Annotated in this window: 13 protein-coding genes; 6 read left to right on the top strand and 7 right to left on the bottom strand. The window is 38.4% G+C overall.

Annotated elements, in window-relative coordinates; all coding sequences use genetic code 11:
* Nucleotides 1–12 precede the first annotated feature (12 nt).
* Both OHT75_RS04170 and rmuC read right to left on the bottom strand, forming a co-directional pair.
* Entirely contained in the window at nucleotides 13–1,950 is a 1,938-nt protein-coding gene (locus OHT75_RS04170) for a transglycosylase SLT domain-containing protein (protein ID WP_264725196.1), read from the bottom strand.
* Between the two features lie 111 nt (nucleotides 1,951–2,061).
* Nucleotides 2,062–3,552, bottom strand: a complete 1,491-nt coding sequence (gene rmuC, locus OHT75_RS04165) for a DNA recombination protein RmuC (protein ID WP_264725195.1) — start codon at nucleotides 3,550–3,552, stop codon at nucleotides 2,062–2,064.
* A gap of 179 nt (nucleotides 3,553–3,731) precedes the next feature.
* On the opposite strand from rmuC, the gene msrP reads away from it, so the two are divergent.
* Together msrP and msrQ are read left to right on the top strand one after the other, a co-directional pair.
* The gene (gene msrP, locus OHT75_RS04160; protein ID WP_264725194.1) at nucleotides 3,732–4,766 is read left to right on the top strand and encodes a protein-methionine-sulfoxide reductase catalytic subunit MsrP; all 1,035 of its coding nucleotides are present in this window, start codon (nucleotides 3,732–3,734) and stop codon (nucleotides 4,764–4,766) included.
* The gene (gene msrQ / locus OHT75_RS04155; protein ID WP_264725193.1) at nucleotides 4,766–5,368 is read left to right on the top strand and encodes a protein-methionine-sulfoxide reductase heme-binding subunit MsrQ; all 603 of its coding nucleotides are present in this window, start codon (nucleotides 4,766–4,768) and stop codon (nucleotides 5,366–5,368) included. The genes msrP and msrQ overlap by 1 nt, the downstream gene beginning before the upstream one ends.
* Nucleotides 5,369–5,407: 39 nt before the next feature.
* Here msrQ and OHT75_RS04150 read toward each other — a convergent pair whose 3' ends face one another.
* From OHT75_RS04150 to OHT75_RS04140, 3 genes are all read right to left on the bottom strand, one after another.
* Complete coding sequence (locus tag OHT75_RS04150; protein WP_264725192.1) at nucleotides 5,408–5,752, bottom strand: hypothetical protein; 345 nt, start codon at nucleotides 5,750–5,752, stop codon at nucleotides 5,408–5,410.
* Between the two features lie 201 nt (nucleotides 5,753–5,953).
* Entirely contained in the window at nucleotides 5,954–9,127 is a 3,174-nt protein-coding gene (locus OHT75_RS04145; RefSeq protein WP_264725191.1) for an HD domain-containing phosphohydrolase, read from the bottom strand.
* A gap of 293 nt (nucleotides 9,128–9,420) precedes the next feature.
* Nucleotides 9,421–9,780: a hypothetical protein gene (locus tag OHT75_RS04140; protein ID WP_264725190.1), complete on the bottom strand. Its 360-nt coding sequence runs from the start codon at nucleotides 9,778–9,780 to the stop codon at nucleotides 9,421–9,423.
* A gap of 646 nt (nucleotides 9,781–10,426) precedes the next feature.
* Between OHT75_RS04140 and OHT75_RS04135 the strand changes: the two genes are divergently transcribed.
* Nucleotides 10,427–10,933 carry a hypothetical protein gene (locus OHT75_RS04135; protein WP_264725189.1) on the top strand — a complete coding sequence of 169 codons (507 nt, stop codon included), beginning with the start codon at nucleotides 10,427–10,429 and terminating at the stop codon, nucleotides 10,931–10,933.
* A gap of 186 nt (nucleotides 10,934–11,119) precedes the next feature.
* Nucleotides 11,120–11,488 carry a hypothetical protein gene (locus tag OHT75_RS04130; RefSeq protein ID WP_264725187.1) on the top strand — a complete coding sequence of 123 codons (369 nt, stop codon included), beginning with the start codon at nucleotides 11,120–11,122 and terminating at the stop codon, nucleotides 11,486–11,488.
* Between the two features lie 103 nt (nucleotides 11,489–11,591).
* Here the strand turns inward: OHT75_RS04130 and OHT75_RS04125 are convergent, their stop codons facing one another.
* The gene (locus tag OHT75_RS04125; RefSeq protein ID WP_319803624.1) at nucleotides 11,592–12,146 is read right to left on the bottom strand and encodes a recombinase family protein; all 555 of its coding nucleotides are present in this window, start codon (nucleotides 12,144–12,146) and stop codon (nucleotides 11,592–11,594) included.
* A 261-nt stretch (nucleotides 12,147–12,407) separates the two neighbouring features.
* Here OHT75_RS04125 and OHT75_RS04120 point away from each other — a divergent pair, with 261 nt between their 5' ends.
* Nucleotides 12,408–13,532, top strand: coding sequence for a hypothetical protein (locus OHT75_RS04120; protein WP_264725186.1), 1,125 nt, complete (start codon nucleotides 12,408–12,410; stop codon nucleotides 13,530–13,532).
* Nucleotides 13,532–14,044, top strand: a complete 513-nt coding sequence (locus tag OHT75_RS04115) for a hypothetical protein (RefSeq protein ID WP_264725185.1) — start codon at nucleotides 13,532–13,534, stop codon at nucleotides 14,042–14,044. The genes OHT75_RS04120 and OHT75_RS04115 overlap by 1 nt, the downstream gene beginning before the upstream one ends.
* Before the next feature lie 156 nt (nucleotides 14,045–14,200).
* On the opposite strand, the gene OHT75_RS04110 is transcribed toward OHT75_RS04115, so the two are convergent.
* Nucleotides 14,201–14,686, bottom strand: a complete 486-nt coding sequence (locus tag OHT75_RS04110) for a hypothetical protein (protein WP_264725184.1) — start codon at nucleotides 14,684–14,686, stop codon at nucleotides 14,201–14,203.
* Between the last annotated feature and the right edge of the window lie 38 nt (nucleotides 14,687–14,724).

The raw sequence follows: 14,724 nt of genomic DNA, 5'->3' as shown, positions 1-14,724 counted from the left end.
ATAAATCTTGTTTTAATAAACGTAATTCCATTCTTTATCGGTAAACATACTGGCATTGGGGTTATCTTGATGTTGATAGATCATCCGATAGCTTAATACCGCTTGAACATATTCACGAGTTTCAGTAAACGGAATGGTTTCAATAAAACTCATGGCATCTAATGAACCATTGGACACTTTCAACCAACGTCTAACGCTACCTGGACCAGCATTATATGCCGCCGTGGCTAATACGCGATTATTATCAAATTGTTTTAATAGCTCAGCATAATAAGCACTGCCCAACATCACGTTAACTTGTGGTTTATATAAGTCTTGTACGTCATTAAAGCGAATATTGTTCTTTTTGGCGGTTTGTTTTGCTGTAGCGGGCATTAATTGCATTAAACCACGTGCGCCTACACCTGAGGTTGCGTAATGGTTAAAAGCACTTTCGCGGCGAGAAATTGCCCGAATTTCATTAATATCCACTTTATATTTTTGACTGGCACGGGCAAATTCAGCATCGGCAGCTTTAGGAAAACGCAAGTTTAAGGCATTCCATTGCTGGCCTTGTATACTGGATTCAACACTGAGGTCGTACCAACCTTGCTCCAATGCATATAAGCCATATTCTGCTGTCATGGGACCATCATGGCGACGCATAAGGTAAATCCATTCGCTACGCGAGTCTAAAAACTTATCTAATGCCCTTAATTCCACAACCCGAGCTAAGCCGGCATCATCAAATAGTTTTTCACGAAGTTTTGGATTTGATACTAAATTATCGTCGTTAAGTGATAACGGTTTTTTAATTTGTTTTGCAGCGTTAAATCCGTAAAAGTCGCGTTGTTGCGCTAATGATGAAAGTTGATTTTCTGATTGCTGTTGGTCTGAATTCATTTTGGCTTGCCAATATTGCCAGCGTGAATTAGCCATTGCCTGTTCGCTCAGTAAAGGGAGGTAAGTGTTAAGTGTGACAAAATCTTGCTGACGAATAGCCCAGCGCATGCGCATTTCAAACAGTTCGTCAGAAGCTAATGACACCAGTGAACTATCGATATGGCTTTTAAGGTTATCGTCCTGATTGATTAACGCACGCCTTACTAGATAATGATTTAGCTGTTTTCCTTGGGTATCGTTAAATCGATTCGCTTTGTCATATTTAACATATAATTTGATCGCTTGTTTAAGATCTTTTTTGGCTAATTTTCTTAGTCCAGCATCAACAATATCCGCCACGATAGGCTGTGAGCTACGAAAACGTTTTGTGTGTCTTAAGGTGTTAGGGTCTTTATAAACGGCTAATAATAATTGGGCATCGTCACGGTGTTTGGTTATTTTGTTGCTCAAATAGCTCAGTAGGCTAGATTGTCCCGCATTAAAGCTAAGTAACATGCGTCCCCAGATAAGCTCCTGTGTGCGATAACCATCTTTTGCCCACTGGGTAAATAAAGGATCACATTCTTTAGGGCGAGAGTAGCCATGAAGCCATAATTTATCCGCACCTTTATAAGCCGCTTTTTTATTGCCAGTGGCTAACTGCGCCCTTAGGTGGTAACACTGCAGGCGCATATCGTTAGGGGAGTTAGGCGAGACCGCTAAAAAATCTTGCCAACGCGACTGACTACCTGCTTTCATCAAATAACGATACCGAGCCGAATTATAAAGCGGCATGGTGTTAAATGCTTCTATCGCCTCGCTAGCCCTTGTACCTGGCATATTAAGAATCTCATCAATTTTGATGTGATAATCGAGGTAAACGGTTAGAGGATAATCGTCCAGCTGGGCTCTTAATTGTTGGTAGCGACTCATTTGTCTGGTATCTAAAGCTTTTTTAGCATCCAGATAACGTTGTTGTTCAGGGGTATAAGCGTTGGCAGTGTTACTGAATAACACGGGTAAAACGAAAACAACTAGGGTAGTTGTTAGCACTTTAGATAAACATGCATTAATCCATGTAGTACGCATTTAAATGAGAGTCTCCGCCTCAGTACATCGTTTGCGATTAGTTTTGTTAATTATATTTTTACACTTACATTCATACCGTGACACTATTAAGTATTGATTAAATCCGCTTTGTTATCCTTCATTTTTGTCCAATGATTCATCAAGCGCTCGATTGAGCAGCTGTTTATCAAGTTGTTTACTGGTATCTACACCTAAACGTTGTAAGGTGTGGGCCTGACGAATTAAATTTCCTTTACCGGATGACAATTTACCCATCGCCTGCTGGTAACTTTTATCTGCGGTTTCAAGTGCTCGACCTAGTTTTTCCATGTCATCTACATGGCTACATAATTTGTCATAAATTTTAGCCGCTTGCTTGGCAATCGTTTGCGCATGTTGATTTTGATATTCATAGCGCCAAATATTGTTGATGGTACGTAATGCCACCAATAAATTAGTGGGGCTAACCAACATAATATTTTGCTCTAATGCAAAATTTATCAAGCTTGGATCGTACTCAATTGCCAGTAAAAAAGCAGGCTCGACTGGAATAAACATTAGCACATAATCTAAGCTTTTTAGACCATGTAATTTATGATAATCCTTTTGACTGAGTCCCTTGATATGTTGGCGCATTGATAAGGCATGATCTTTAAGCGCTTGTTCACGAATGTCTTGATCATCACTGTTAAAATAGCGCTCGTAAGCGATTAAAGACATTTTGGCATCAATGACAACATCTTTATTTTCAGGTAAGTGGACAATCACATCGGGCTTAAAGCGTTTTCCCTCATCATTTTTTAAATCTTGTTGAGTGTCATATTCATGGCCTTCACGTAAACCACTTTCTTGCAATACTCTTTCAAGAATGACTTCGCCCCAATTGCCTTGTTGCTTATTATCACCTTTAAGCGCTTTGGTCAGGTTGATCGCATCTTGGCTCATCTTCAAATTCAGTTCGCGCAAATGATTCAATTGATGCTTTAACGCGCTGCGTTCAGATTGTTCATGGTTGTAAGACTGTTGTATCTGCTGTCTAAATCCATCTAATTGCTGTTTTAAAGGCCCAAGCACGCCATCAATTTGGGTTACATTTTGCTGTTTAAAGTTTGCACTTTTTTCATCAAAAATTCGGTTTGCGAGGTTTTCAAATTGAATTTTTAACCTTTCTTCAGCGGTTTCAAGTAAGCTGATTTTATCTTCAAGAGCTTGATGCTCCGCAGCCGCTTTCGCCATAATGGTTTGTTGCATGGCATTTGACTTTGATAGATTTAACTGCGATTCCAACACTTTACGGTTGCTATCTTCGAGTTGTTGCTCCAAATGAGGAATACGCTCAACTTGCGCCTGTGCTCTGGCAAGTTGGCTGATATAAGATTCAAGCTTAGATTGTAGGTGGTTTAAATTATCAATTTTATCATCTAATACATCTTGAATTTGAGCCACTAAACGTTGTTGTTCGGTAATGGTTTGTGTGGTTTCAGCTTCATATTGTTGCTTTAATTGTTCCCAGCGCTGACGGGTTAATCTTTGGTTTAAAAGTGCGCCAATGAGTAAACCTAAAAAAGCAATGGCTACCATAGCGGCAATTTGAGGAGGGGTGAAATCAACAGCGAATGGCATAACCTAACCTTTTGAAATAGAAACTCGATAAGGTTCGCATGACAATGTTTGCCCTGCAAGTATTATGATTGACAATTTAGTGTTTTTTGATTGATTAGCTTATTTTTGAATCGAAATGAAATTTTATTGCGTATTAACCTGTCTTATGAATAACTTGCCAAATTTACCGAGGGAATAATATGACCCATCATACGCGCTTTACTAAAGGGATCAAACGTCAGTCAGCTTGGGATTTAGCGGATAATCAAGTTACCCCAGAATCGGTTTTTAAAGACCGTCGCAGTATTGTTAAAGCTTTAGGCTTAGGTGCATTGGGTGCAAGTATTCCTGGCTATGTGCAAGCCGGCTTATTTGATTTTGGCAGTAATAAATCCACTTCAACTTTTACTACTTCACCTTTGCAATTTTCCCAACCTAAAGCGTTTGCTATCCCAGACCCTTTAACTCCTGAAAATAAAATCACTCGCCATAATAATTTCTATGAATTTGGCACCAGCAAACAAGACCCTTTCGACAATGCCCAAGCATTTAAGGTTAATCCTTGGTCTTTGCAAATTGATGGACTTGTTGATAAACCCATTACCTTAGATTTAGATGATCTGACTAAACGTTTTGCATTAGAAGAGCGCCGCTATCGATTACGCTGTGTTGAGGCGTGGTCAATGGTTGTGCCTTGGGTGGGTTTTTCATTAGCCAGTTTATTAACAGAAGCGGGGGTACAGTCATCTGCAACCCATGTGGCATTTGAAACACTATTTGACCCAGAGCAAATGCCAGGGCAAAAAAATCGTCTTATGGGCGGTGGAATTCATTATCCCTATGTGGAAGGATTAACTCTGCAAGAGGCCATGAACCCTTTGGCATTTCTTGCTGTCGGTTTGTATGGCAAAACTTTACCACCGCAAAATGGTGCACCAATAAGATTAGTTGTACCGTGGAAATACGGTTTTAAAAGTATTAAATCCATTGTCAAAATTCACTTAATGGACAAGCAGCCGCCGACCAGCTGGAATCAACTCGCGTCACATGAATATGGCTTTTATGCTAACGTGAATCCTGAGGTGGATCACCCAAGATGGTCACAGGCATCGGAACGCAGTATAGGTGAAGGGGGCTTGTTTTCAGCTAAACGTATCCCAACGCAAATGTTCAACGGTTATGGTGACCAAGTTGCAGGGTTATATAAGCATCTCGATTTAAGGAAATATTATTAATGCGGCTTACACCCCGTGGATTGTGGTGGTTAAAAGGCGGTTTACATATCGCCTTTACGTTGCCAATACTCTACTTAGTTTATTTAGTGTTAACTGATAATGCGGGTGGCGATCCTGTGCAGTATATTATTCACTACACAGGTATGGGGGCATTAAACAGTCTGCTGGCGGCTTTGGCGGTTTCTCCTTTGGCCAAATACCTCAAGCAAGGGCTATTATTACAAACACGGCGTTTGATTGGTCTATATGTTTTTGCCTACGCCACTTTGCATATCGCGGCATTTATCAGTTTAGATTTATTGTTTGCGTGGGGATTTTTGCTCGAAGAAGTCATCAAGCGCCCCTATATACTGTTAGGTGCGCTGGCATACACTATTTTGCTTTTACTCAGTGTAACTTCGTTTATGGTTGTTAAGAAGAAAATGGGTAAGCGTTGGCAACAACTGCATAACTGGGTTTACCTTGTTGCTTTACTGGCACCCATTCATTTTTATTGGTCTGTTAAATCAGAAATCATTGAACCCAGTATTTATATTGTGATTTGTGCAGCGTTAGTTTATTTACGCAAACAAAAGCTCGTAAAATACTTACCAAAGCGCTAACAGATATTGAATAAGTCGCTTCAGGGTTAATGTTGCGACTTAATAATATAAGTGTAATCCTTTGTCTCTCGTTGTTAAGCCATTACAGCAATAGGCTGCAAATAACGTAAAAGCCATCACACCCGACATAATACATGCTAGCCTTAACCAAGGGGCATCCATTGCCATACGCATTTGTACAAAATCCACTGTTGATATACCCCAAACAAAAATACAGCCTAGCACTAAGCCTAATTGTAATAATCTAGTGGCAACAACATGTTTTATCAGCATTAAACTCGGTAATATTGCCGCAAAAATGGCTAATTCTATCTGGTTAAACCGCAGAAAATGCGCACCAATTAATAAATAAGCGATTGCAATAATCAATACTCTCCACCACATAAGTTAGCTCCACATACCATTTCAGCGTTATTCTACGCTCGATTAAAGCGGTATTATGTTTGCTTGTTCACAATAACTGGATTTACACCACAATCTCCAGTGATACAGTACTTTTTGGTTAACCAAAATCAACGGTTTTGGTGGCTGTTATTTGATGAGTAGAAAAATGAAATGTTATTAATTCCTTGTTTTACCCGAAAGTTAATTTAGATATTGATTTATGTCCACCTCATCTATTTGATTCGGGTCTAAAAATCTTTGGGCGTACTCAAGATAAACGCCGCTACTGAGAAACAATTTAAATACCTCAATATCCACGTGCTGTTCTAATGCCATCTTATGTAAAATACTGATGGCTACGCTCATCGGCTTAGCTTTTTTATAGGGTCTGTCAGCCGCGGTAAGGGCTTCAAATATGTCTGCTAATACTAAAATTCGTTCTGGAATAGAAAGCTGTTCAGCACTTAATTTTCGCGGATATCCCGTGCCTTTAAGGGTTTCATGGTGAGTGGACGCATAGCGTGGAACTCTGGCAAGCTCAGGCGGAAACGGTAAATTTTCTAACATTTTAATGGTGCTGGTGATGTGCTCATTAATTTTAAATCTGTCTTCGGCAGTGAGAGTACCTCGTCCAATGGCTAAGTTATGCAGCTCTCCCTGATTATATAGGTGCTCGGGGATGTCCATTTTAATGCCAAATTTTTCATCAAAATGCACCGGAAAATCTCGTTTGATAATGTGTTGCGGCTTATTACTCAATAACGATTCAGTGACAGGAAGCGATTCTTCGCCTTGAGGGTAATTTAGCTCTTCGACTGGTGATAGGCCGATTTTATCGCTGAAATGTCTTACCCACTGTGTTTTCGCTAGTTGATTTAATTTGTCAATATGTGCCTGATCCATAAACTCACCGCCCACATTGGCATTGGCGATAAAGGTAAAATCTTCCGTCAGCTTGCTAAAGGCTTTATCGAGCTCTGCCTTATGTGCTTCCTGTTCATCGGGATTGGCGATGCATTGGCTGTAGTAATGGATTTGTGCATCACGCCAAAGCACTTCAAAGCGCATTCTAATCTCATGAATACGATTATAAATGACCTCTAATTTTGTGCCTTTATCAACGATATGTTCTGGGGTGGTAATTTTGCCACAATCATGTAGCCAAGCAGCAATTCTAAACTCACGGTGTTCATCGTCATTTTTAAATTTAAAGTCTTTAAATGCAGGTAGTTTGGAGTTTGAGGCACTTTCAGCAAGCATAAGCCCAAGCTCAGGTACACGGTTGCAATGGCCGGCTGTATAGGGCGATTTATCATCGATGGCTTGTGCTATGAGCTTAATAAAGGCTTCCATCAATGCCTTTTGATTTTGCTCATGCACTTTTATTGATTCAGACATATCCACCATCGAGAATGCTAGGTCATCGATTTCTTTAATAAACGATTGAACTTGTAAAACATCATCATATTGGCGGTTTTTAATTTTAGTATTTTCAAGCGCTAATAAATTGATTGGCTTAATAATCGGTGAAGCAAATAGCCAAGACAGCGGCAACACCAACAACAAGCACAGCATGGTGACCAAAATTGATTTTTTGACCTTGTCGTGGGTGGATGCCAGTAACACATTTGTAGGCACAACTATGGCAAAGTATTCAGTTTCAGCAGACTTATGGCCAAGGGGGGTAACGTAAACAAAGCGTTCTACACCATCAATCTCTAACACGTTTAATACTTTTTGTAGGGTTGGGTTAGCTGATATGTCGATAAGCTGCTTGTAGGGAACGGTTCCTTGAACCAAATCAGGAGCCTTACTTTGCCCTTCAGAAAACCATTTATTGCGCAGTGCATTTATTTGCGCTGGGGTGATATTTTTTATCGCTAAATTGATTATCTCAATCAACTCAGCATGCTCTGGTTTCATTACTATACTTAGGCCAGAATCTATTTTAGCGGGCGAGTAATCGACCGTTTCGTGAAACTGTAAATTGTCAATAAAATATTGTTTTGCAGTGTAGTGCAGCACAATGCTGTTATCTAATGCCGCAAATACCTCGTTGCGATGAACAGCCTGTAAAATATCTAAAGTAGATTGATACTCAACCACTTCAATATCAGGAAAGTACTGCTTGACAATGGTGCCAATGCTCCAGCCTTTAGGGATTGCCACTCTTTTATTGTTGAGCTCGCTCATGGCTGTAATTTGTGTGGTTCCATCTTGGGTGACCACAGCAAAGGGCAAGTTGAGAAAAGTGTCACTAAACACACCTAAATTGGCATTTTCTTCAATGTTCATCAGTGAATGTAGGATATCTATTTCACCGTCTTTAAACTTGTCGATAAACTCAGCCCAGGTAAAACCATTATTGTATTTGATGGTTAGCCCTGTCATTTCTGCCACAATATTAAGCAAGTCAATACTATAGCCTTGAGGCTTACCTGAGATTGCAAAATCAATAGGGGGCCAATTAGTTTCGTTTGAAGCCATAAGCGGTAAGGTATTAGCGATCACTGCTTGTTGTGCTGGGGTCAATTGTAATGGTTTGGACGCGGGAATAATGACTTCATCGGTTTGAGCAATATTTGAGGCGATCACATCGCCACTGGCCTCAAAAATAAACACTTCTTTACTGTTTTCTCCTTTAACGTCTTTACCAAGCCGATTTAAATAATCTGAAATACTCGAGAGCGCAATATCAACGCCTAATACTGCGTTGCCATAAGATATTTGAGTGGAGTAGGTCACACCCGGAGATTGTAAGTTTTGAAATAGATAAGGCGGTGTTTTACTAACCTGTTCAGCAATGGCATGGGTATACCATGGACGAATGTTTGCTCTGTATTCAGTGGGTTCGCTATTCATTGTCCTGAGGGTAAACTCATTATCGTAATAGCGCATATGTCGGACTCTGTTTTCCCCTTCATCTTTAATCTCAATAATTACCCATCGATCTGCTTGCGATGCACCGAGTTGGTTACGCACAATTGAGTGGGCATTGAGGTTAACCAGTTCAAATAAATCACCATTATCCAAGCCGATATAAATAGCATAAATAAACGGGAGTGAATTCATCACATCGGTAAACATATTAAGCGAGTCTGGTGTTAAGCCATTATCGTCATAAAGATCATTGTAATGCGCTAAAAGGCGTGTGGTATTTATCGCTTGGTTATCGACCTGGGTAAGATATGACCCAGTGGTATTGGCATTGTGATCGTACAAGGTCAGTGCAGCTTCAGTGGCCAGACGCTGACTAAAATAAAACTGCAATCCAATAGCGATAGAGGCAGTAAATAGGGTGGCAATAATGAAAATGCTTACAACAGTAAAGCGTATCGTAAATCGCTTGTATTGCCTTTTTCCCCCAGCGCTCATCAGCTATTCCTTGGTGCTTAAATTTATAGTCGATTTAATAGTATAACAAGTCTGTTACAAGTCAATCTGAGCTGTAGATTAAAATAATAAAATCAATAACTAAATTAGACTGAAATTATGCATTTTACTTTGTGTAAGGCAAAAAAGCGCTTAAATGGAGATTAAAACAACGCATTTTAAATGATTGCAGCATTAACACTTTGCATAGATTAATCACGCAGAATTTTTATCTTCTGAACAGTGGTATTACTCATGCTAAATGCTTAGCCACTTTTCTATAATAGTGGCCAATTTTACTTGACTGCTACAGTGTTATCTGTGGGTAGGCGAATGTGTTTAAAGTGATCAGCAAATCGCATACTTAAATCACGTCTATACCAGTTCCAGCAGCGTTGTAATGCACAAACATCACGTTTGGCTGATGCAGGCTTAACCTTTGTTAATCGCTTGTCTATGAAGCTTCTGATGATTTCAGGGTTCAAGTCAATCATACGATATTGCCCTAGTTCTTTTTTTAAACATTTAAAGCGGTATTGCTCAGAGTTAACATAAGCTTTTTGATATTGAGCGACATGACGAATGTAATAATCAATTACCTGTGAAATAGCGCTATGTAAATGTGGTGCAGAATGGGTTAATAATTGTACGTTCAAAACACTGTTCCTTTGGGTTCATGCAAAGTGACAGAGGTGAAGCAGTAATTTTGAATCAGTGATTAGCTTTGTTTCGGTGATATGTGCTAGCCAAGCAAGGTGATTTTTACCTTGCACAACAGGGGCTTGCCCCGTTCTGTCATGTCAAAAAAGCAAAAAGCCAGCTTATTAGCTGGCTTCTTTAATTTGGTCGGTATGAGAGGATTCGAACCTCCGACCCCTGACACCCCATTCCAGCAAGAGCGTAATACCACTGATTAAACTATTCATTCGAAATGCTTCAGCACTGTTGTTATGAAAATTATCATAGACCACCAGCATTAATCAATTACTCATCTTATGGGTTTTATTTTTTTAGTCGTATACACCATATATGCTAAACACCGTTATTTTGCCGATAATGCTTACATATGCTTTTAAAGCATGGTTTCAGGGTATGTAGGTAACTCACATTTGATTAATTGTAAAAAGGGGGGAGCGTCATTGTGGTTAAAGTGTAAATGTTGTTGCCTTAATGATTTCTGGTTGTTGTTTTTTAATTGGTAATTAACCTGTTAAGTTTGGAGTTGTATGTGCATAAAATATTCAAGGGTAAAATTGATTGTTTTTTACTGTTTTTATATTTGATATCCAAGGCTGATTTGTTATGAAAAATTTTATGGTTTTTGTGGTTTTTTATACTGCTATTGTATCGACCTGTTTAGCAGATACGGCAAGCCCACATGAGATCATACGAGATTGGTCTAGAGGCAGTACACTATCAATGTTTATCGATTCAGTTGATGGTTTTGATGAGACTTGGCTCACTGAAATTGCCCATACAAGCAGCGGTAGGCAGTACCTGATGTTTCAAAAGTTGAATGGCGACAGTAATACATGTACACCTAATGCATCAGAATCTGACATTAGAACTAATGTATGGCAGTTTAATGGCCAGTCAATTCAAATGGTGGAATGGTGTCTAAAGTATTCAGATTCAGATACTTATTATTTGAACGCGGCTATAAAAACTGATGATGGTGAATCGTGGGTTCATGATTTATTCACTAAATCTGAATGGGTAGAAGTTAAGCAAGGAAATGAATCTAAAGTACGAATTAGTGCTAAGGGCTTCTCTAAAAACTGGTTAGAGGCTGGTGGTAATGCATTGTAATTTTAGCGAATATGTAACTCACTCTTTATTGATTGAAATATAGGGTGGAACATATGTTCTGCTTTTTTAAGCACTGTAGTTGTGGTTAATTAGACTGTAATTAATATGCAGTATTGTGAAAGTTCAACGTAATACTTTATTGTTAGTAAATAAAAATCTTTTAATTCTATAATAGCGTAAACATCAATGAAAAAAATATTTATATTATCATCAATATTATGTTTGGTATCACCAAATATAAATGCCAGTGAGCTAGAGTTATTCTGTCAATATGCAGGTGAACATGATGGTGAACAAATGCAATTAAAAGTATCAGATAGTACTTTACTTTGGACAGAAGTTACTTCTAATCTTGGAGTGCAAAAAACGTCTTACGAAAGAATACATGGCGATTATTCTGTTGAGAGGTATGCTGGTAAAGAAAAGGGCGGAAATTCATACTTTTCAATATATAAGGAAGGTGTTAATAAATGGCGGTTTACAGCAGCGAGCTTTATGAGTGACGGTTCACTCTATTTGGGTGGTAATGAATCTCTCATCTGTATTAAGAGTTGATTTAAAACTGCTGGTTCATTTGTGGCATATTTCTCTTAAAGAAAAAGCATACTGTAAAGTGAAAAGATAAAATCAAGTCACGTTAGAAATATGAGTATCTGTTTTAACTCATTTTCTTTATTTTCTGAACAGTGGTAGTACTGATACCTAGTTGGTTTGCTATTTTTCTAATTGACATCCCTTCACTTAAAAGGGTTAAAACTTCAGCTGGTTTAACTGATAATGGTCGGCCTTTATATTTACCAGCTGACTTAGCTTTAGCTATACCTTCTCGTTGACGCTCTAGCATCATTTCACGTTCAAACTGATATACTGAACCAAGTAGATTTAGCATTAATGTATTCATTGGGTTTGATTGGTCTGTGGTAAAGATCATGGCCTCTTTTAAAAATTGGACTACTACTCCTTTGTCATTAAAGAATCTAATCAAGCTAATTAAGTCTTCAATATTACGTGCTAAACGGCTTATGTCATGCACAACTACTGTGTCACCACTCCTACAGTATCCTTTTAATTCAATCAACGCAGGGCGCTCTACAGTGCTTCCTGAGCAAGTATCCGTATAGATTTTATCGAGTCGGATAGCATCTAATTGTCTTACTGTGTTTTGGTCTGTAGTCGATACTCTTATATATCCGATTGTTTGTGGCATAGTCATTGTGTCACTTAAGTCTTAGATGATGGCATTGTAATGTGTTAGATCTAAAAATCAACTTAAATGACACGATATTTAGACCATGTGTGATACGTGTCACTAGGGTGTGGTTATCTGGAACGTTGGATTTCATTAGCTTACGTAAATGTTTGATGGGATATGCCTTATTATAAAGCAGGGCGTCAATTTCAAACGAGTTTATTGGCTAATTTTTATATATTTAGGTATATTGCTGGAGTGAATTCATTGAAAAGGATTGGTGGTATGGAAAAGGGATTGGTAACCTTCTTTGATGTTAAGGAATGTGGGTTTTATCGTATCAGGAGGGGAAAGGATTCTGAGTATGTGAGGGGATCTCTTTCAGAGACAATAGGGTCTATTTATTCTTGGGTAAAAGGTAGGGATACTGACCAGACAATTCCTTGGTGTACCAAGCGTCATCCAATGAGAACTCAAATTTATTGCAAGTCAGCTTCATATGATGAAGAAACGGGTGATTATTTTTTTGTATTTTGGAAAAAGTACGGAGAAAGCAACGGCAATGTAAGTGGTGTGCTTGCAAAGTCTAAAGTGAACGATTCAAAGAAAGACACTCATAAAGTTAATACTCAAGTTAAGGGGCAGCAGGTCATCTTAGGTGAGCCGATGTATTATTGGTTTATTCCTGAGCACAACATTATTGCATCAGTCAAATTGCCACACTCATTAAGCGATTCTGACAACATGTTGAATTATCTTAAGAAGTGTGTTGATTTACGAATTGAAATTCCTGGTAAATCTGCTGCCGAAAGAACAGTCTATAACTCAAAAGCTGGAAGAGATGTCATTATCAAAACTGTAAGCTACCAAAGCGATGATAAGAAGTTCTCACTGAACTTTAAGCTAAGTGCAGAGCTAAAAGAGCTTAATGTGAATAGTGTTAGCTTAAGTGCATTGTCAGAGCAAATCACCCACCTTGTAGTGAGGGAGACTATTACATCCTCAAAAGATGTAAAAAAAGACTCTATTTTCTCTCTATTTGACCAAATATCTATGAAGAAAAGGCAAAGGATTTCAATGAGTAAGCAGGTTGAGATTATTACTGAAGAGAATTTAACCTATACCGAGTTGTCTAATATTATCAATATGTACAATAACGATTTTGATGCTGGTGACTCTGTATGGGATAACATTGGTTTTAAGGTTGATGGTGTTGAAGGTAGTACCAAATGGTTTGATAAGTATGTTGAAAGAAAGCATGTGCTGATTGAGCCTAAGCACAAAAAAGATGATAGCTATTATCCCGCTGAGCAGTTTTTAAATGAAGTTAAGCGAGAAAGAAAATCGCTTTTAGATTTCATTGCTATTGAAAAGGAGCAAGCTAAACTGGCTGTAGGGAGTGACATATAATGTTGAAGCTTATTTTCAAGCTCTTTTTTATAGGTCTAGTTAGCTGCTTACTAGCTTTTTTTACATACGAGTATGTGGCTATTGCGGAACTTCAACCTGTTGTGTCAACGCTGCAAAATATTTCTGCAGCGATTTTTACCATATCAGGTATTTGGATTGCCTATATGTACCCTGAAGCTATCAGTGCGTATACGAAAACTGATAATGTGGCTTTGCTAAAAGGGGCTGATAATATCAAAAGGATAACGGATTTAGTTTTGATTATCACATCATCCGCTTTTGTATTGATAGGAACCTTGTTTTTTAATTTAGCAGATGTTTTTTTGATTAACCCTAAGTCAGCTTTATTTGTGATTTATGAGTTGAGAATCAACTTCATTATGTTGTCAATATTACTATCGCTAATCCTTATACAATTGAATGCTGTATGGGGGATAATTGTTAATAACATTAAATTTGTTGATAGACTATATAACCTTAAAACGCAAAAAGAGGTTAATGATGACCTTTAGTGGGTAAAATCATGGAGTGGTTCATTTGTGGCATGGCTCTCTTAAAGAAAGAGCGTACTGTAAAGTGAAGAGATATAAGTAATATCTAGAGACTACTATCCTGTGCTGCAATGACCATTTTATCTATGGGACATCATAAGAAAATTTTCTACCCTCCTACTTTTTCCAATTTTCTGATATCCGCCTGTACTTCCCTCTCGATAATCCAACATCCTCACAAGCCTTTCGCTCACTTAGGCTTTGAGTGTGTATGAGGCTATAAACTTCTTTAGCTAGATCTTCATCTGACTCTTTAGCTATTAGACCTGAGCCATTTAATTCATCATAAAACTCTTCTTTAAGGCGGCTAACTTGTTTTCTATCAACTCCAAAGCGCTCGTAAACCTCTTGTTTTCCTCCGTGCTTAACAAACATTAGTTCGCCCAAAAGCTCAAAGGCTAATGCTCGTCTTTTATTTTTAGCTTTATCATATTCAGTCTGTAAATTGTGAAGTGTGAATAGGTAGCTAGTGTCGATAGTTGCATTAGGTATCCATTTAATCAGCGCATCAGCACAAGCCTCGTCAGGTACAACAAACAAGTTTGGTGATTTGTCACTTTCTACGTAAGCGGTCAATAAACCCCACATACCAATAATACTCACGCTTTAATATAGTACCTTTTTCACCGGAGGTACTATGA

Source organism: Shewanella subflava, assembly GCF_025971955.1.
Taxonomy (GTDB): domain Bacteria; phylum Pseudomonadota; class Gammaproteobacteria; order Enterobacterales; family Shewanellaceae; genus Shewanella; species Shewanella subflava.
Note: the sequence above shows the minus strand (reverse complement) of the source record. Positions and strands in the feature narration are given on the sequence as shown.